Genomic DNA, 19,712 nt, shown 5'->3' on the forward strand with positions numbered 1-19,712 from the left:
GTCGAAAACTTGGTTGAAATATTCAGTGCATATAAAAAACAACTACAAATTCAGTTCTCTTCTGTTGAAAACGCTTTCAGGTTGTGGTGCTTTGCCTGCTAATATAGCCAGGACGTTTTTAACCGTTGACACACACATATTTTTATAAGTAGTAGCTGTGAGGCTACCCACATGCGCCGTAATAATTGTGTTCGGGTGGCTCAGTAAAGGCTCATCAGCGGCCGGAGGTTCTACTACCAGCACATCTGCCCCAAAGCCGGAAATAGTATTATTGTTCAAAGCATTTAATAAAGCTGTCTGGTCTACTAATGCTCCCCGGGCTGTGTTGACTAAGATGGCATTGGGTTTCATTAAACTCAATTCTTTTTCACCAATCAGATTCTTAGTGTCTTCAAACAATGGCAGATGTAAAGTGATGATATCTGATACTTTCAGTACTTCTTCCAATGGCAATGCCTGATATTCAGATTGCACGGGGAATTTATCCCAGTAAACCACGTTCATGCTGAAAGCATCTCCCAGTTTGGCTACCCGCTTACCTATATTACCCATGCCTAACACACCCAGGGTTTTGCCTTGTAGTTCATCTCCTTCAAACCGGTTCCGCCATTCCCAGTTACCGGCTTTTACCTGCCGGGCTGATTCATATAAATTGCGTTGCAACATCAGCATCAGCGTGATGGCGTGCTCGGCTATGGTGCTTGAGTTGGAACCCGGTGCGTTTACTACCATAATCTGGCGCGATGTAGCTTCACGGATATCCACATTGTCTAATCCAACTCCGCAACGGGCTATTACCTGCAAATCAGGGCATGCTTCCATCAATTGCCTGTTTCCCTGCCCTTTTCCACGGGTGATTACCCCATGAATTGAGTTTTCACTCAGGATATCGGCAACAAGCTTTTCGCCATAAGCCGTAAAAATCTCTATTTCTCCTGCCGCAGCAGCATGATTGAGCAAATCCATTGCCTCGTTGGCAACGGTTTCTAATAACAATACGTTTTTCTTCATTATCTGTCGTGATACAAAGTAGCGTTTGCTGATTTATATCCTCTGAAATCGTTACGTCCTGAAACATAGATTCCTGCCTGATACAGTTCATCTTCAAAAATGGCAGGGTTAATATTGCTACCCGGAGCTGAAGATATCTCTACCAAATTACCTGATGGGTCACGTACAAACATCTGCATGGCGCCATCTGGTAATTGCCGTATTTTACCCCAGGGCTGAATATCTATTATACCGAGTTCTTTCATACGACTAAAAATACTATTGAAATCATCGACTTGAACACATACATGCCCCCTGAATGAGTAAGTGTCATCCCACTCAGTCAAGTGCAATTGTTGTTCTTCGTTAAACTTGAAAAAGGCGGTGGGGTAGTCGAACAAAAATGCCGGAAGTGGTTCGAGTCCTAATTCATTTTCATAAAACTCACAGGCCTTTTCAAGATTGCTTACAATCAACGCCACATGATTTATTTTAACTGCTTTTGCCATAGTTATAAGAGGTTATTTTATTGGTGGCCTTGTAGATGAAAAGTCATGGCTGCCTAATAGAATATTTCGGGTGAATACTTAAATCGTTTGTTTAAATTCTTTTACAAAGTCCCAGTTAGGGGTTAGCCCCAGACCCGGTGCTGTCGGAGCATCTATCATGCCATCAACCGCCTGAATTTTCTCATTCACGAGGTCATACATCATCGGGTTACCTCCTGACGAAAACTCTATAATAGTTGCCGCGGGTGCCGCAAAAGCCACGTTTACCCCGGCCATGAACGAAAACGCTGACCCCCAGCAATGCGGAGCCAGTTCTAACTGATAGGCATGTGCCAGATGCGCCACACGCATGGCTTCTGTAATGCCACCTATAATGGCCGAATCCGGCTGTACTACATCCAGCGCACGTACTTCTATTAAATCTCTTACATCAAATGCCGTATATTCACTTTCACCGGCCGCAATCGGGATGGACGTTGAGGCTTTCACTTCTGCGGTACCGTGTCTGTTATCCGGACTGATGGGTTCTTCGAACCAGTATAAGTTACAGTCTTCCACACCACGACAAAACTGCTTGGCTTCAGGTACACTGAAGGTGCCGTGGGCATCGGTCATCAGTTTAATATTTTCTCCCAATGCTTCTCTGGCAGCTCTTACACGACGGATACTTTCCTGTACGGTTTCGTCCATTACACCTACGCGCATTTTCACTCCCTGAAAGCCCTTCGATACATACCCAAGCAATTGCTCCCCGATTTTATCGGTTCCGGCCCAACCACCACTGGCATAGGCAGGCATTTTTTCTCTGCATGTTCCTCCCAACAACTCAACCACCGGCACACCCAAAGCTTTGCCTTTCAAATCCCAGAGAGCAGTATCTACCCCACTCATAGCCGAAATGGTTAAGCCTCTTCTACCTAATATCGGGAATTTACGCCCTCTTTTCAGTGCATAGTGGTCGCGGGTACCGTTGTAAATATGCTCCCAGATACGAGTAATATGATGTGCATCTTTACCTATCAGCAAAGGTTTTATTTCATTCTCTATACAACTCACGATAGATGCACAAACGCCCGAAGAGCCTACGGCCGCTTTTGCTTCTCCGAATCCCTGCAATCCGGTATCGGTGGTAATCACCACCAGCGTCATGTCAAAATCGGTCAGCAGACCGTAGTCTGAAAAATGTTGTTTTTCTTTAGGTATAGGACAACGGAGCCAGAACGCTTCTACATTAGTAATTTTCATTCAAAAAAAGATTAAAAGATTGGTGGTGGCAGATAGCACACGCATTTTAACGATATAAGTCTTAGTAGGCGAACTGAAAGTTCGCCTCACAAAATCAGATAAGCGGTCTTAGTGTTTCTATCGATTTCCTGGTAAGCATGGTATAGAATTCTTCAGTAACTGAAGAACTTCCGTGGTCTTCCAGGAATTTCTTTTGCTCAGGACTCAATCCTTCCGGTGTCAGTTCGATAGAATTCGGATACGGATTAGCAGGTGTTCGGTCTAAAGGAGAGCAGAATTCAACCGACAAGACTTTGTCGTAATCAATTTCACGTAGCGTTTCAATAATTTTAGGCCAGTTGATGGTGCCCATTCCAGGTGCCATACGGTTGCTATCGGCCACGTGGAAGCCTACCAGACGGTCTTTTGCTCGTCGGATGGCATCATAAGTATTGTCTTCTTCAATATTCATGTGGAAAGTGTCCAGACAAACACCGCAATTCGGCCCCACTTCTTTTGCCAATGCTAATGCCTGGTCACCTCTATTGATAAAATAGGTCTCGAAACGGTTAATCGGCTCAATACCCAGAATTATCCCTGCACTTTCGGCATATTCATATACTTCTTTCATACTCTCTACAGCCCATTTCCATTCTTCTTCAGGTCTGCCTTCCGGAATAATCTTACCTACTGTACCGGGTACTACCGATACCATCTCTCCTTCCAGTTCCTTCACCATCCGCACCACATCTTTTACATATTGTATTGATTTTGCTCTTTGAGATTTGTCTTTGGCAAGCAGGTTGCGGTCTTCCAGCATCAGGGTAACCGAGCCCCAGCATTTCAATCCGTGGTCTTTGAGTAGTTTACCGATTTTTTGTGTGTCGTAGGCTTCAGGGCTTCCAGCAATTTCAAGTTTGTCATATCCTAATGCGGCAATTCGTTTAATAGTAGTCCCTATGGATTCTGCGCGCATCCAGTTGTGAATAGAAATTTCCATTTTAAAGATTATATGAGTTGAATATTCAAGCGGGCATCAGGGTATGATGCACAAGGGCAAAAATAACAGTATTTGTTTAAGTTTTTTGATTTTTCAGAGATATTATTTGTTCTTTCAGGGTTGAACGAACGGCATCTGACATGCTGATATTAATACTGTCGTAAATCGATTTAGTACCTCTTTAAAATGAGTTTTTTAACAGGTAAAAAGAGAGAATATCTATTGAAGAATAAGCGACTCATTGATTATTTCATGAATCCGCTTTCTGATTCTCAGAGTATTGATTTTGTTGTTGGTAGCTACCGGATAAACCCGGTTAGACAGAAAAATGAAGATAAGCTCGCGGTCAGGATCTACCCAGACAACCGTGCCTGTAAATCCTGAATGCCCGTAGCTATTAGGTGAAGCTGAGCTGCCCACAATGGGGCTCTCTGTTGAGCCGGGCTTATCCCAACCTAAGCCTCTGTGACTTTTTGTGGTATAGTTTCTGGCAAAATGGCGGGTAGTTTCAGGGAAAAGATAACTCCGGCCACCATAAAACCCGTTTTGCAGATTCATCTGAAACAGTTTTACCAGATCAGTAGCATTGCTGAACAAACCCGCATGACCTGAAACCCCACCTTGCAAGGCAGCGTTGGGGTCATGTACTGTGCCCTGTATCTGTGTGCTTCTGAAAACAGCTTCATTTTCAGTAGGTGCAATATTGTTTTTCGGAAATTTCTGCAGGGGATTAAACAGGGTAGAGGTCATTCCGAGTGGTTCATAAAGATTCTGCTCCAGAAATTCATCAAGTGGTTGGTTGGTTACCCGTTCTACCAGTTTTTGCAGCATTATCAGTCCGAGGTCACTATAGGTATAGCGATACCCCCCTTGCCTGTCCTGAGCATTCAATAGTTTAGAATCAATCACCCATTTCCAGACCGAATCCTTAATGGCAGGTTTAATGTACAGGTCATTAGCTACTTGTAGATTGGCAGGTATCTGCAGGCTGTCTTTAGTAAAACTGTAATATTCCGGTTTAAAAGTATTGCCTGTTTTGGTCTTTTCCCAGAAAGGCACAAATGCTACCAGACCTGCCTGATGCAATAATATGTCTGAAATCAACATATTTTCTTTATTTGTGCCTTTCAGCTCCGGCAAATAGGTAGATATTCTGTCGTTCATTTGAATAGCTCCACGTTCGTTCAGCATCATTACTCCTTGTAAGGTTGCGGTAACTTTGGTCATGGAGGCAATGTCGTACAGCGTCTGATTGTTTACAGGTTCATAAACGCCATAACGTAAAGTTCCGAAACTACGGTTATACACTATTTTACCTTTTCTGGCTACCAGCACCTGGCACCCCGGGAAAGCCCTGTTGTCTATCCCCTGTTTTACTACCTGCTCGATTTCATCCAGTTTTGCACCATTCATGCCTACACTTTCTGCATCGCCGAATGATACCCGCCCTAATCCGGGCATCTGGATGCCATTTCCTACTTTCAAATCATTGGCTACTGACACGGGGAGCCGTCCTTTAGCCGGCAAAGCACCGAACAATATTTGTGGTACTATCCGATGTGAGACGGGGTCGTCTTCATATCCACATATCAGATTACGGGCCTGACCGTATAATCTTAAACCATAAGGGTTGCCGAACGCACAAACTACTACATTGGTCCTTTTACCCAATTGGTTGATAAACTCTACCGTGGCAGGTGTCACCCCGTAGTTTCTGTCGCCCCGGCTGTTCATGCCATGCACACTTACTATTACTACTTTATATTTGGCTGCCTCATCTAAAACCCAGGTAAGGTCTTTATCAGAGCTGGGCTTAAATGGCACCGTAAAATTCTTGAAATTAGCGTATTGACCGAGTGTTTTCTGAAAGTCATTTTCGTAGTCGGCACTAATAGCTACCGAGGCAAACGAAAGGGTATCTAGGTTTGTAAATGGCATCAGGTTATCCTGATTCCTGGCTATGGTAATGGCTTGTTCAAAAAGTGCCGCTTTCAGTTCCAGTGATTTTTTCCCGTTCAGATCGTTTCTTAACCCTGCAAGATCAACGGGTTTATAATTACTTAGCCCCGCCCAATATTTAGCCATCAGGATTTTCCTTACCCTTGCATTTAGCACGTCAATAGAAATCTGCTCGGTTTCTACTGCCTTTTTAATCCTGTTAAATGCAGCAGGCAGGTTTCCCGTTTGCAGTAAAATATCGTTACCAGCCATAAATGCCAGAAACTCAGGCTCGCCGGGTTGCAAACCCTGAGTGATTCCCTTCATGTTCAAAGCATCGGTTATGGTCAATCCCGTAAAGCCCATCTGGTTTTTAATCACTTCTGTCACAATCCGTTCGGAAATGGATGTGGGAGTGTTACCCCTCGAATCCAATGCAGGAACAAACAAATGACCTGTCATCACTGTTGCAATGCTATCGGCAATTAATCGGCGAAACGGATAAAGCTCAACCTCGTTCAATCTCTTTAACGTGTGAGACACTACAGGCAAAGTATGGTGAGAATCCTGATCGGTGTCTCCATGCCCCGGAAAATGCTTGGCGCTTCCCAGTACGTTGTACTTCTTCATACCACGCACGTAAGCCAGTCCTTTTTCGGCTACATTTACCTGCGACTCACCAAAGGAGCGATAATTGATAATAGGATTATCCGGATTGGTATTGACATCAATAGAGGGGGCAAAATTGATCTGGATACCCAGCCTTTTACATTGCCGGCCTATTTCCTGTCCGAATTTCTCAATGTAGCGATTGTCCTGAATCGCTCCCAGCGTAATCTGCTTCGGGAAATCAATGACACTGTCGAGCCGCATGCCCAGCCCCCATTCAGCATCAATGCCGATCATAAGCGGAATGCGTGAAATCTGTTGATAACGATTGGTTAACCTGGCCTGACGGTGAGGCCCACCCTGAAAGAAGATAAGACCGCCTATGTGGTAATTGGCAATGTTGTTTTCAACCTGCTGGTAGTACTTCTCAGTACGGTTAGAGTAGGTAGCCATCATGAATAGCTGCCCTACCTTTTGGTCCAGCGACATAGTGGATAGCAGGCTGTCGGCCCACTTTCCTTGTACAATCAGATAGTCTTTAGGTTTGTTGGGGGATAATGTAAACGAACTAAAAACTGAAAGCAACGTTAACGCAAAAGCCCCCGCAATAATAATCTTCCTCACTAACAGAATCCCTCCATTTTAAAAATTTAACACCAGCATAGAAGCTTTTATATTTTAAACGCTAAGTAAAGTTATACGTTGATTATAGATTTCGAAATTCGTATATACCCATTTTAATGTTTTTTTAATCAATTTCTACTACTACTCCTTCGGTTAACGGATGAGACACACAGGTAAGAATATACCCCTGTTGAATTTCCTTGTCTGTCAGGCCTTCTTCTTCATCCATCTTCACCTTACCTGAAATACATTTACCCATACAGGCCGTACACATTCCTGCCTGGCACGAATACGGTAAATCTATATCAATATCTAGTGCTGCTTCCAGAATACTCTGATGTGGTTTCACCTCAAATTCATATTCTTCACCTTCATAGACAACTTTTACCAATTGAGGTTTAAGCGAATCATCTTTTTCATCCACATGAATTTCGTCGAGCATAGGCGCATGGAAATTTTCACGATGAATGCGGCTTTTTTCAACATTGTATATGTTCAGTCCCTTTACCACGTCTTCAATCATACCTATAGGCCCGCATAAGAAGAATTCGTCTTTTGCGAAATTGGTGTATGAATCTTTCATGAACCGGATTCCTATACCCTGACTGATACGTCCTACCTGCCCTACCCAGTAGTTTGACGGCCGAGATAAGATATGGTGCACTTTCAGGCGTTCGCGATAGGTGCGCTCCATCTCTTCTATTTTATCCTTAAATATAATACTGCTCTCGCTACGGTTACCGTAAATCAAAGTAACCTTTGATTCCGGCTCCATTTTAAGGATTGATTTGGCTATAGAAAGAATAGGAGTAATACCACTGCCCGCAGCAAAAAGCACCAGATGGCGGATGTTGGCCGCATCGGGCTCTACATAAAAGTTACCCAAAGGCTCAATTACCTCAATAAAATCTCCAACCTTCACTTTATCGTTAAGGTAATTAGAGACTATCCCTCCTTTTACTCTCTTTACGGTTATGCCAATGGAAGTATCAGTATGTGGTGACGTGGACATCGAATAACTTCTACGTACTTTCTTGCCTTCAACCGGTACAATTACAGTAATGAACTGCCCCGCTTTATATTTTACCTGCTCGCTAAGCGGATGCCAGAAATAAATCGTTACGCAATCAGGTGTTTCGTTTACAATTTCTTTTACCTGAAGGAAATATGTCTTTAATGCCATTTTATTCTTATTAGCCGGCCGGCGCTGCCGAAACCGGAAAAACTTTAATATCTACTAATTACCGGGTGATTAATTATGCAAATGCATACAACGGACATACTATTGTTTTGATTGCCTGCTTTTTGCTTGCACATTATCTTACAAAATTAGCTCCTTCCGGCCAAAGGAACTAATTTTCAATGATTTAGCAGAAAAATTTAAGAAACAATTGCTTTTATTTCAGAAAATCTCTAATTTTGCAGCCCCAAAATACTGCCCTTGAGACGTAGCCCGTTAGTTCAAGGGGTCTTTCAATTTTGAGAAGTGACTGTTTCCGGAGTTGCTATGTGTTGTCTCAACACCTCGAAAATTGTCGAAAAAAAGCCATAGTGTTTAATATCAGCTTTGGGGGCTTTATTGAATTACGAATGGCAACTGTTTTTTTCAAACACATTTAACATTTAAGATTGTGAAATATTTAAGTTACAAAACGATTTCTGCCAACAGCGAAACCGTTAATAAAGAATGGGTGGTTATAGATGCTACCGACAAAGTATTGGGCCGTTTGTGCAGCCAGATTGCGAACATCATTCGTGGCAAAAACAAAACAAACTTTACTCCGCATATTGATTGCGGTGATAACGTAATTGTTATCAATGCCGAGAAAATCCGTCTGACAGGTAAGAAAATGACTGATAAAGTTTATGTTCGTCATACTGGTCATCCGGGTGGACAACGTTTTGCTACACCTCGTGAGGTATTGGCAAAAGACGGTCGTCGCGTAGTAGAATATGCCGTAAAAGGTATGTTACCAAAAGGTCGTTTGGGTCGTCGTCTTTATACAAATCTGTATGTTTACGCAGGACCAAATCACCCACACGCAGCACAATTGCCAAAAACAATTGAACTGTAATCATCAACGGGTAATAATTTATAATTTTAGAAAATTTTCAAAAATCCTATATAATAATGCAAGTTATCAACGCAGTAGGTAGAAGAAAAACAGCCGTTGCCCGTATCTATATGAAACAGGGTAATGGAGCGGTTACTGTGAATGGTCGTGAATTAAAGGAGTATTTTCCTTCTGAAATTCTTCAAATTGTACTAAACCAACCATTTACTGCGGTAAATGCTACTGGCCAGTATGATCTTAAAGTAAATGTACAGGGTGGTGGTATTTCTGGTCAGGCAGAAGCCGTACGCATGGCAATTGCCCGTGCGTTGTGCGAAGCTAACACAGAGAACCGTCCGGCATTGAAAAAGGAAGGTTTCTTAACTCGTGACTCTCGTATGGTTGAACGTAAAAAATACGGTCGCCGTAAAGCTCGTAAGAGATTCCAATTCTCAAAACGTTAATATTTTTTACGAATTACATCCGGCTTTTCCGAGGTTTATTCTTGGTGGGCTGCATGTAATTCGTGAATTTTTTGTCCAGACAGCACTTACAGTGATGCCGACGTGCTGTGCTGCGTAGTTTAATTTTTTTCATCATTTTATCATTTTACCAAAAATGGCACAATTACAATACAAAGACCTTCTGGATGCAGGTGTACACTTTGGCCACCTTACCCGCAAATGGGATCCGAAAATGGCTCCGTATATCTTTATGGAGAAAAACGGTATCCATATCATTGACCTTAACAAAACTTTAGCTTGTTTAGATGAAGCACAACAAGTTGTAAAAGGAATTGTTCGTTCTGGTCGTAAAATCATGTTTGTTGCTACCAAAAAACAAGCACAGGAAATCGTGGCAGAAGAAGCAAAACGCTTGAAAATGCCTTACGTTACTGAGCGCTGGTTAGGTGGTATGTTGACTAACTTTGCAACTATCAAGAAATCCTTGAAAAAATTGCAGAATGTAGAACGCATGTTGAAAGACGAAGCAACTGCCAACAACATAGCTAAACGTGAGCGTTTAATGCTTGACCGTGAACGTATCAAACTGGAAAGATTACTGGGTGGTGTAGCTGATCTATCAAGACTTCCTGCAGCTCTGTTTGTGGTTGACGTAAAACGTGAACACCTTGCTGTAGCTGAAGCACATCGTTTGGGTATTCCGGTAATTGCTATGTGCGATACCAACTCAAACCCTGAGGCAGTTGAGTATCCTATCCCTGCGAACGATGATGCCTACAAATCTGTAGCTTTGGTAACTCTTGCTTTAGGTAAGGCTATCGAAGAAGGTATCATGGAGCGTAAAATGGATAAAGACAACGCCGCTTTACAAGAAGAAGAAGATGCTAAACGTGCAGTAGATGAAACTCCTGCAACACCTGCAGCAGCAGTAGCACCTGTAGCTGTAGCAGTTGAAGAAACGCCAACTGCAACAGCTGGTGAAGAAACAGCAGCGTAATTTAGCTCGATTTCATAAGTTGCCCTGAAACAGGCTGACAAAAATATTAACCAGTGGAGGTAACTTCACTGGTTTTTTGTTTAGAGTCATGCCTACAATAATAAGGTAATTGTTCTCTTCATGTTGATTTCTAAAGCTTGTAGATTCTTACACCGTTATTCATTGCAGAAAATACAGATTACCGCAGATATCAGCGCAGCAATACCCTATTCTGGTCAATCGGTTTCAGCATGCGGCACCCTAGAATATAATCAGGAATCTGGTGCCTTCACCTACTTTTGACGCCACTTTCAGATTGCCCCCGTGCATCTGCATAATTTGTCTTGAAAGACTCAGCCCGATACCTGAACCGGTCTTTTTGGTAGTATAAAATGGAATGAAAATCTTCTCCAAAGCCTCAGGTTCTATACCGCTTCCGTTATCAGAAATTTCTATTATTTTCTGCTCGTCTATCTCGTAGGTTCTGATTTTGATTTGCGGGTTCAGGCGAGACTCAACCGCTTCAACTGCATTTTTAATGATGTTTATCAGCACCATAGCTATCAGCTCGGTATCGGCCAGCAGTTCAAAAGTCTCCTTGAAATCCGTTTTAAGCTCTATCTGTTTTTCTTTCAGTTGCGGTTGAACCAGATTCAACACCTGACTGATCAAATTTACAGAAGTTGTGTCTTCAAACTCAGGCTTCGGAATACTCGTAAACTCACGGTAGGCATTCACAAAGTTCATAATGCCTTTGCTTCTGTTTTCTATGGTGTAGAGTGCTTCTTTCAAGTCAGTGACTGTTTCCTGAATCCCCTCTTCTTTACTCAGATCCAATTCAATAATTTCACGCATGGTGCTGGCCAGCGAAACAATCGGTGTTACCGAGTTCATAATTTCATGGCGTAGTACCTTGGTCAGGTTCTGCCAGGCTTCCAGCTCTTTTTGCTGCAGTTCGGATTGAATATTCTGCAGGGAAATCAGTTTAATCACGCGCCCTCTCAGGCTTACGGTAGCTGCATTGATTGAAATCTGTTTTTCATTGGATGTCTGATACAGCGCCTTGCTGCCTGATGAAATGTTATTCAGGATGTCATACAATTCGGCATGGGCCGTTTTTGTCAACTCACTAATATTACGAAGCCGATAGATATTCAAGATACGAAAAGCCGCATTGTTGATTAACTCAATATTGCCTGAGGAATCATAAGACAAAAGCCCTACATTTACGTGTTGCACAATAGTATTTATATAGTGCAGATTGGCTTCTTTTTCAGCACGTGCCTGCCGGAAAGCTTCCAGCACCCCATTGAATTGCTGGTTTACTTCTTCAAAGCTTTTACCCAGTTTATTATCGGCGCGAAACTTAACGGCGAAGTCGGAGTACCGCACCGATTCGAAAAAACGAGCCAGTTTACGGTTGATGGTAGTGGTATAATTAAATAACCAGAAAAAAACCAGTGCCCCAAATATGCTGAACAATCCTACAGCCGACCATTGGTTTTGCAAGAAAAAATAGACCAGCCCTAAAAGGATTAAACTTAAAACACTAATACGTAGAATGATACCAATCGCAAAATGCCTCATGAATTTTAAAGCTTGTCAGCGTGAAATGAAAACAACGACTCCTGTTAATCTTTTTTGAAACTATTATACCCTAATATAGATTACGATTTAAAAAATCGTGATACACCACAAAAGAAATTTTCTCAAATTTCGTTAAATACTCGGTAAAACAATAAAAAAATGAAAACCAAACACATAAATAAAAATTTCGCAGCTATAATTCTTCTGGCCGTGGTGCTGTCGGCCTGTTCTGCGCAAAGAGATTTTCTTTCAGATAACTTTTCGAAGGCAAGAACCACACATCAGCGGGTAGCTATACTGCCATTTGATGTACAGTTCGAAAATCCGGTTAATAAAAATCCAAATGCTCGCACACAACGTTTTTTCAGCCAGCAGGAGCGTGAGGCAAGTCTGGACACCCAAAAGGAGTTATTTGCCTATGCCGCCAGACAAGTACAAAAAGGCAGGTATGAGCTGGCTTTTCAGGATTTCACAAAAACTAATAACATACTGGCTGAAAGGGGTATCAGACTGGAAGATATCGGCAAGCATGACAAAGCACAACTGGCCCGGATACTGGGTGTAGACGCGGTTATATGGGGAGATTTACAAATTGTCATCAGCCGCCAGGACAGATACTCTATGATGCCGGCCTACAGAGGCAATGATGGTGTGGAAACCAACGTAAACCTATATGATGCCGCCAGTGGTGAGCTTTTGTGGAAGACCAATCTGAAACAACGCCCGAATAACAGGATGGACACACCGCACCAGCTGACAAGCCAGTTGATAGCACAAGTGGCCAAGCATTTACCATACAGAACAAAATAAGTGGATTATTAAAGTAAATTTTTCTAATTTCGCGCTCTCAACTTCCGGCTTCCGGTAGAATTACCTCCGGCTGGAATATTATTAAAAATTAGAATTTACTTTATATATTATGGGAAGAGCGTTTGAATTCAGAAAAGCTCGTAAAATGAAACGTTGGGGGCAAATGGCCAAAACATTTACCCGTATTGGCAAAGATATAGCCATTGCTGTAAAATCAGCCGGACCAGACCCCAACAGTAACTCGCGCCTGAGAGCCATCATCCAGAATGCCAAGGCAGCCAATATGCCCAAGGCAAACGTAGAGAATGCCATCAAGCGGGCGTCTTCTAAAGATCAGGAAGACTACAAAGAAATGGTATATGAAGGATACGCACAACATGGTATTGCCATACTGGTTGAGTGTACCACCGACAACACCAACCGCTCGGTAGCCAACGTGCGCAGCTATTTTAGCAAATGCGGCGGTAGTTTGGGTACATCGGGCATGCTTGATTTCATTTTCGACCAAAAATCAGTTTTCAAGATTGCTAAAACTGATAAAATTGATGTAGAAGAACTGGAATTTGAATTGATTGATTACGGTGCAGAAGAAGTGTTCCTCGACGAAGAAACCGGTCAGGTCAATATCTATGGTGAGTTTACGGCCTTCGGTGCTATTCAGAAGTTTCTGGAAGAAAAAGGCTTTGAATTATTACAAGCTGATTTTGAGAGAATACCGACAGACATGAAGACGATTACAGAAGAGCAAGCTGCCGATGTAGAGAAACTGATAGAAAAACTGGAAGAAGATGACGACGTGCAGAATGTTTATCATAACATGATAATCGCCTGACCTCAGTCTTTGTGCATGCATATTCGTCAGAATCTTCCGGATTCTGACGTTTTTATTTATCCACTTTACTAAGCTTATACAATGTTTCTTTTCCTTTACCCTTATATTCTGTTATTGTTTATGTCAGCAACCGATTACAGCATTTCTTTATCGAAAAACGAATGGAAAGACCTTGACGCGAAATATTTCAGACATTCAACCACGGGAGAAACTGCTCCGCAGGAAACATTGGTGAAGCTGAAGTATGACGACCAATACCTTTACGTAACCTTCGCATGTCTGCAGAATCCCTTCTGGAAAGAAAATACTTATCAGATGCATAACAGTGAGTTATATAATCAGGAAGTATTTGAGGTGTTTATAGCAGAAGGCATCGAAGTGCCTGAGCGATATCTGGAGTTAGAAATTAACCCCAACAATGTTTTGTGGATAGGTAAGATACACAACCCGACCAAAGGGCATGGCGGTGGGAATTCAACAGAAATGATTGGCTACGACAAGGCAGGTATTAAACACAGTATAAAAACAGGAGATGAAACCTGGAGCGGCACTTTACAGATACCCCTGAGCCTGATTGGCTCAGGGAATACAAAAGACTACCGGGTAAATTTCTATAGAATTGTATCGACTCAATCGCACAAGAAAGGCGACTGGAAATGTAATCCGAAAGAATGCAATTTCTTGTGCTGGAGCCCCACCATGAGCGGTAAAACCCCGGCATTTCATAGACCCGAATATTTTGGCGCGTTGCATCTGAGATAAAATAAGAAATGGGGTAAGTTACCTGATTTACCCCATTTCATACTTCTAATAAACAATAATCTCTTCATTGGTTGACTTCAGCTTTTTATAAGGATTCTCCAGAAACTGACTTATAAAATCATTCCCTTCTTTTCTGATCAAAGGTCCGTGCGACCTCCCCTTGAAAAGTATCCGCTGGCTATTAGGCATGAAATGATACAGCATGTCATTATACACAGGCCTGGTAGCAGGGTCTGTATCTCCTGCACCTAATAATACCGGCACTTTAGAGTAAAACGGTTGTTTGGTAGCAGCAGGTATGGCAGGTACTTTCCAGCAATCGCACATGCTTCGGTATACATCATTGATATAAAACCCTGCTCCTTTCATATAAGGATATAACTCATATTGCTGTTTAATAATGACATCGCATGCAAAAGCCATTTTATCGGAGCAATATACCGACATACGCATACCTGACGGCCCCCCGCCATGGAAAATACCATCTAAAAAGTCTTTTATGTATATCTGATGGTTCCCTTTTATCATTTCCGAAACGATGAATGGGACATCTTTAATGCGCGAGAAATCATAGAGTGTATTTAATAGCACGCCTATCAATTCACTTTGAGAATAATGGATAGTCAAACTGTCTTTGGCCTCTTTGGGAAGGTACTTAATCGTAAAGTCTTTACCGGTAATGGCAGTAAAATATTGTTTGAATCTATCTTTTAGAAGTCCGTATTTCAATTCACTACCAGCTTCATATTTGGTCAGAACCGTGTTGAGCGCTTCATTAAAATTGACCAGTTCTTCTTCATCAATATTAACAAACTCAGGCAATGGCGAATCCAGAATTAAAGACCTGATACCGGATGGATGGTTTTTAAGAACGGTTGGCATGAGGCCACCACTATAAGAGGCTCCAAACAGATTTAATGAATCAATTTTTAAAGCTTTACGCAAATCTTCTATATCTGCTGCACTCTCAACAGTATTGTAGGCTGCTAAATCTATGCCTTGTGCCAATAGCTTGGCTTTGCATTGTTTTACTCCTACCAATATCATACTGTCTTTAGGCAGATTGTATATAAAGGCTTTTTTCAGAGCCTCACCTATATCGTTACAATCTAAATTTGGCACAGCAAAGTGAGTACCCCGTTGCTCGAAGGTAATAAAATCGCGGTCTTTAATCAAAGAACGGTTATGTACAGAGCGAATAAAACTTAATGAGCTGGCACCTGGCCCACCGCCCGTAAAAAGCACTGGGTCTTTCTTTTTGTTTGGATTATTACTCTCTGCAATAATAAAAGGGAGTTTGATAGTTTTACCGTTGGGCTTATTTCTGTTTTCTGGCACAATCAGATAAGCACAGGTAGTTTTCAGGCTGCTATCAGCCTTGAAAGCACAGGGACATGGTTCTATTTTAGGCGTGTAAACAGCCTTTTTCTGTGCGAATGAGAAATGACAGGAAAGAAATGCAAGACTAATGATGATTGTTGAAAGCTTTTTCATTGTTATTGTTTTTTTCAACAAATCTATCGGCTTTGAGGAAAGGAATTTAGTAAAAAATGGACAATTTAAGCGAGGTTGTCGATTAGTTTTTTGCCTGTAAATTTCACTACGTCTTTATAGAAATGACTCATATCATAATAGCCGAAATCGTAGGGACTGAATCCGGCCTTATCTGCCACATAATTTTGAAGTGCTGTTCTGACCCGAACCGTAGCAAAATAGTTTTTAGGATTGGTACCCACCACCTGGCTAAAGTACCGATAAATGGTTTTACCCGTCGCAAAAACCTCTTTTGCCACCTGAGTGCTGTTAAATTCCATATTGCTGATATGGTAAGTCTCTATAGCTTTTTGTACTGTTCTGAAATAATGCTCCTGCTTGCTTTGAGGTTTCATTGTACTCAGAAAATAGGTCTGCAATAAAATTACCCTTTCCTCAAAATTGTCAATGGATTTGAGTGTCTGTATCAGCGAATAGGGTATAAACGACGAAAGATTAATCAGCTTATTCTGAAAATAGCCTTGTTGAATGCCAAAAATAGCTTCGAATCCTCCGGGAGAAAATTTAACAGTAAAGATATGGTCGGCAGGTAGATTGCATCTTTCAACAATGCTGTTTCTTAAAAGCAAAACGTCATCGCCAGAGCCGACAGCATGGCGTTTATCCCCAATCAGTAACTGATAGGGAGAGCCAAGGTTAAACCAGAAAGTGGGTGTCCAGCTTGGAAACAGCCGGACATTAAACGATTGTCCGGCCAGGTGCAGGCCGGTTGCAGCGGGTGAAGATTCTGAAAAAAATTCAATATAATCAACCAGTTCGTCACACGGTGACTGATACTGATATATTTTATGAATATTGTCAAAAATTTCAACCATTCATTTTATTCTTTATCGGCAAGTACATTTCCTAAATCATCTCCCATTTTTTTCATAAGCGTATAATTCTCGTATGAATTTTTGGTTTTATCAAACTCTATTTTCAAACTACCCGGATACATCCTGATATAAAATGCCATTTTATTATCAAGTACCAAATCTCCATCAATGCGGGCATTTTCAAATGAGAAATCGCTCTCGTTTTCCAATTTTTTATCCAGATAACGCTGCACTTCCTTAGTTCTGCTTTTCGGAAACTCAGCAGTGAATTTATACAATTCGGGCGATTCATTGTGCAAAATTGAAGTATTTCCTTTGTTTTCACAAGAAGTGAACAGTATAAGACCCGAAGCAATACTCAAAAATAAATTAAATAGCTTTTTCATAATTGTAAGATTAAAACAGTTCGGAATCGTTTAGATGAACAAATATAGTGCGATAAAAGATACATTGTTATACATAGTACCTTGCTATTGTAAATATTTTGATAAGCGGCTCTATTGACTGATAAACGGTAAAATTATGTCCAGATTATAGCCTTACCCATAGACGGGTATGTAAACTACCAGATAATCTTCTTATATATTCCTATTCTTCCATCGCTCAATAAGCAGAATTTACTCCTCAAAAAACCGGGTCTGTCGGAAATTCCTACCCTTCTACGCCTGATTCAGATAGGTTTGTCTCATCATTTAAACCCGCATTCACATGAGCAAGCTATTACCTTTTATTCTGTTTTTTCTGTTTCTTATCCCACAGTTGTGGGGGCAGACCAACATCAAAGGCAAAGTAACCGACAAAAAAGGAGAGGCCATTCCAGGTGCGAATGTCTTCATCAAAGGCAGCTATGACGGCACTTCCAGCGATACCGAAGGAGCCTTTTCTTTCAGAACCGGCAAAAAAGACACCGTTATTCTTGTAGCGAGTTTTGTTGGGTACGAAAACTATGAAAAGAAAATTTTAGTAAACAATGTCTCTATTGAAATCAGCATTAAAATGCAGGAGTCAATGAATGTGCTGAATATGGTCACCATTACTGCCGGAACATTTGAGGCCTCAGACAGCAAAAAGATGGTGATGCTGAAACCTCTCGACATTGTAACAACGGCCGGAGGTGGTGCCGATATTACGGCTGTGATGCAGCTATTACCCGGTGCACAAAGAGTAGGCGAACAGGAAGGGCTTTTTGTGAGAGGTGGCTCGGCCAATGAAACCAAAACCGTAATTGATGGCATGATTGTGCAGAACCCGTTTTTCAGCAGCACACCTGATGTTCCCCAACGTGGGCGTTTTACCCCTTTTATGTTTAAGGGTACTGCGTTTAGCACCGGTGGTTATTCAGCACAATACGGTCAGGCGCTTTCGTCGGTACTATTACTGCAAACCAAAGATAAAACCGATGAGGCAAGCGGTTGGAATATAAACGCTAACATGGCAGGCTTAGGTGCCACTTATACCCATAAGGGTAGTATTTCAGGTGCATTGTATTACACTAACTTGACTCCTTTCTTTAACCTGATGAAATCGAACATCTTATTCGATAAAGTACCACAAGGGTTCAATACATCATTGACTATCAATGAGAATCTTACAAAAAACAGCACATTGAAATTATACGGCACTTATTCCGATAATCAATCGGTTATTTCTTTTCCGTCTTATGAATCCACAGACTCATTTTATCAATTCAACCTGAAAAATAAAAATGTATTCACCAACGGCACCTATCAGGTTAGTTTTGATGAAGGCCGATGGATATTACTGACAGGTTTATCTTATAGTCGCAACACCGACCAGATAAAAATAGGCAAGGATGACGGCGACCGCCTTGATGAACGCACACAGGTAAGAACAGTATTGACCCGGCTATTTGGTAAAAACAATGCCAGTTCGGTTTTATTCGGTGCTGAGTTTCATGCTATAAAAGTCGGAAATATCTACAATCAATATGATTTCGGATTACGTGATAATTACAGCGCTGCTTTTGCTGAAACTGAACTTTACATTACTCCCAAACTGGCAGGCAGGTTTGGCATGAGGGCTGAATATACCAGCGTGATTGACAGAGCTAACATTGCCCCACGGGTATCGTTGGCCTATAAAACAGGGCAATACAGCCAGGTATCACTCGCTGCAGGGCAGTTCTACCAGACTCCGGAAAAAAATTATCTGTACCTCAATCAGAATCTGGACTATGAACTGGCCAATCACCTGATTCTGAATTATCAGATCATCAAAAACGACCGTACTTTCAGAATGGAGGGCTTCAGAAAAGACTACAAAAATCTGATATTGGAACATACCAGTTATTATGACCCGAATCCGTATCGGTTTCCAACCGGGCCGACCGATAACACCGGTAAAGGTTATGCACAGGGATTCGACGTATTCTACAGAGACAAGAAAAGTATTAAAAGCGGAGAGTTCTGGCTGACCTATTCATTTCTGGATACTGAGCGTCTGTTCAGAAATTACCTGAAAGAAACCATGCCGACCTTTGCTTCCAAACACAATGTAAGTGTAGTCTACAAACAATTCATTGAAAAAATAGGTACCAATGTGGGTGTTACCTTTACACACACCAGCGGACGCCCTAATTACGATTTCGCCACTACTTCTTTTGTACCCGAATACACCAGACCCTATCAGAATGTGAGTTTATCGGCCAGCCATATACGCACTATCAAAGGCAATTTTGTGGTGTTCTATGCCACATTAGACAACCTCTTTGCCCGAAAGAATGTATTCGGGTATCGCTATTCAGTCGATGGCAAGCAACGCTTTGAGGTAATTCCGCCTATGTACCGCACTTTCTTTGTAGGCGTTTCCATCAATTTATCGAAACAAATGAATAAACCGAAGGAAGCGGATCTGGATAATTTGTAGGGATTGTTTGGTTGGAGGAATGAAAATGGAAAAAGGGTGAACAACGCCAAAATATATAATTGCCTTTGGCTTATTTAA

At 41.7% G+C, this 19,712-nt stretch carries 17 protein-coding genes; 7 read left to right on the forward strand and 10 right to left on the reverse strand.

What is annotated here, in order from left to right:
* Positions 1–42 precede the first annotated feature (42 nt).
* The 6 genes from AC1RRY_RS12675 to AC1RRY_RS12700 form a co-directional block, all read right to left on the reverse strand.
* Positions 43–1,011, reverse strand: a complete 969-nt coding sequence (locus tag AC1RRY_RS12675) for a 2-hydroxyacid dehydrogenase (RefSeq protein WP_492820253.1) — start codon at positions 1,009–1,011, stop codon at positions 43–45.
* Positions 1,011–1,499 (reverse strand): VOC family protein, encoded by a 489-nt coding sequence (locus AC1RRY_RS12680; RefSeq protein ID WP_492820251.1) that lies wholly within the window; start codon positions 1,497–1,499, stop codon positions 1,011–1,013. Before AC1RRY_RS12680 ends, AC1RRY_RS12675 begins: the two co-directional genes overlap by 1 nt.
* A gap of 78 nt (positions 1,500–1,577) precedes the next feature.
* Positions 1,578–2,744 (reverse strand): mandelate racemase/muconate lactonizing enzyme family protein, encoded by a 1,167-nt coding sequence (locus AC1RRY_RS12685; protein ID WP_492820249.1) that lies wholly within the window; start codon positions 2,742–2,744, stop codon positions 1,578–1,580.
* A 94-nt stretch (positions 2,745–2,838) separates the two neighbouring features.
* Positions 2,839–3,723: a sugar phosphate isomerase/epimerase family protein gene (locus AC1RRY_RS12690; protein ID WP_492820247.1), complete on the reverse strand. Its 885-nt coding sequence runs from the start codon at positions 3,721–3,723 to the stop codon at positions 2,839–2,841.
* Positions 3,724–3,942: 219 nt separating this feature from the next.
* On the reverse strand, positions 3,943–6,894 hold the full coding sequence (locus tag AC1RRY_RS12695; RefSeq protein ID WP_492820246.1) for a serine hydrolase domain-containing protein: 2,952 nt from the start codon (positions 6,892–6,894) through the stop codon (positions 3,943–3,945).
* 124 nt (positions 6,895–7,018) lie between these two features.
* Complete coding sequence (locus tag AC1RRY_RS12700; protein ID WP_492820244.1) at positions 7,019–8,077, reverse strand: 2Fe-2S iron-sulfur cluster-binding protein; 1,059 nt, start codon at positions 8,075–8,077, stop codon at positions 7,019–7,021.
* Between the two features lie 448 nt (positions 8,078–8,525).
* On the opposite strand from AC1RRY_RS12700, the gene rplM reads away from it, so the two are divergent.
* From rplM to rpsB, 3 genes are all read left to right on the forward strand, one after another.
* Positions 8,526–8,969 (forward strand): 50S ribosomal protein L13, encoded by a 444-nt coding sequence (gene rplM / locus AC1RRY_RS12705; RefSeq protein ID WP_492820242.1) that lies wholly within the window; start codon positions 8,526–8,528, stop codon positions 8,967–8,969.
* 56 nt (positions 8,970–9,025) lie between these two features.
* A complete protein-coding gene (gene rpsI / locus AC1RRY_RS12710) occupies positions 9,026–9,412 on the forward strand; it encodes a 30S ribosomal protein S9 (RefSeq protein WP_492820240.1) in 387 nt (128 codons plus the stop codon).
* Between the two features lie 154 nt (positions 9,413–9,566).
* Positions 9,567–10,409, forward strand: coding sequence for a 30S ribosomal protein S2 (rpsB, locus tag AC1RRY_RS12715; RefSeq protein WP_492820238.1), 843 nt, complete (start codon positions 9,567–9,569; stop codon positions 10,407–10,409).
* Positions 10,410–10,649: 240 nt separating this feature from the next.
* Here the strand turns inward: rpsB and AC1RRY_RS12720 are convergent, their stop codons facing one another.
* Positions 10,650–11,975: a sensor histidine kinase gene (locus AC1RRY_RS12720; protein WP_492820236.1), complete on the reverse strand. Its 1,326-nt coding sequence runs from the start codon at positions 11,973–11,975 to the stop codon at positions 10,650–10,652.
* 159 nt (positions 11,976–12,134) lie between these two features.
* Between AC1RRY_RS12720 and AC1RRY_RS12725 the strand changes: the two genes are divergently transcribed.
* From AC1RRY_RS12725 to AC1RRY_RS12735, 3 genes are all read left to right on the forward strand, one after another.
* Complete coding sequence (locus AC1RRY_RS12725; RefSeq protein ID WP_492820235.1) at positions 12,135–12,785, forward strand: hypothetical protein; 651 nt, start codon at positions 12,135–12,137, stop codon at positions 12,783–12,785.
* Positions 12,786–12,894: 109 nt separating this feature from the next.
* A complete protein-coding gene (locus tag AC1RRY_RS12730) occupies positions 12,895–13,617 on the forward strand; it encodes a YebC/PmpR family DNA-binding transcriptional regulator (RefSeq protein ID WP_492820233.1) in 723 nt (240 codons plus the stop codon).
* Between the two features lie 81 nt (positions 13,618–13,698).
* The gene (locus tag AC1RRY_RS12735) at positions 13,699–14,379 is read left to right on the forward strand and encodes a carbohydrate-binding family 9-like protein (RefSeq protein ID WP_492820231.1); all 681 of its coding nucleotides are present in this window, start codon (positions 13,699–13,701) and stop codon (positions 14,377–14,379) included.
* A gap of 45 nt (positions 14,380–14,424) precedes the next feature.
* On the opposite strand, the gene AC1RRY_RS12740 is transcribed toward AC1RRY_RS12735, so the two are convergent.
* The 3 genes from AC1RRY_RS12740 to AC1RRY_RS12750 all read right to left on the reverse strand — a co-directional run bounded on the left by AC1RRY_RS12740 (position 14,425) and on the right by AC1RRY_RS12750 (position 17,134).
* On the reverse strand, positions 14,425–15,873 hold the full coding sequence (locus tag AC1RRY_RS12740) for an alpha/beta fold hydrolase (RefSeq protein WP_492820229.1): 1,449 nt from the start codon (positions 15,871–15,873) through the stop codon (positions 14,425–14,427).
* A gap of 65 nt (positions 15,874–15,938) precedes the next feature.
* On the reverse strand, positions 15,939–16,748 hold the full coding sequence (locus AC1RRY_RS12745; protein WP_492820227.1) for a helix-turn-helix domain-containing protein: 810 nt from the start codon (positions 16,746–16,748) through the stop codon (positions 15,939–15,941).
* Between the two features lie 5 nt (positions 16,749–16,753).
* Positions 16,754–17,134 carry a hypothetical protein gene (locus AC1RRY_RS12750; protein WP_492820225.1) on the reverse strand — a complete coding sequence of 127 codons (381 nt, stop codon included), beginning with the start codon at positions 17,132–17,134 and terminating at the stop codon, positions 16,754–16,756.
* A 322-nt stretch (positions 17,135–17,456) separates the two neighbouring features.
* Here AC1RRY_RS12750 and AC1RRY_RS12755 point away from each other — a divergent pair, with 322 nt between their 5' ends.
* Entirely contained in the window at positions 17,457–19,634 is a 2,178-nt protein-coding gene (locus AC1RRY_RS12755; protein ID WP_492820223.1) for a TonB-dependent receptor, read from the forward strand.
* Positions 19,635–19,712 lie beyond the last annotated feature (78 nt).

The sequence above is a fragment of the Emticicia sp. GW821-FHT11C11 genome (assembly GCF_058808615.1).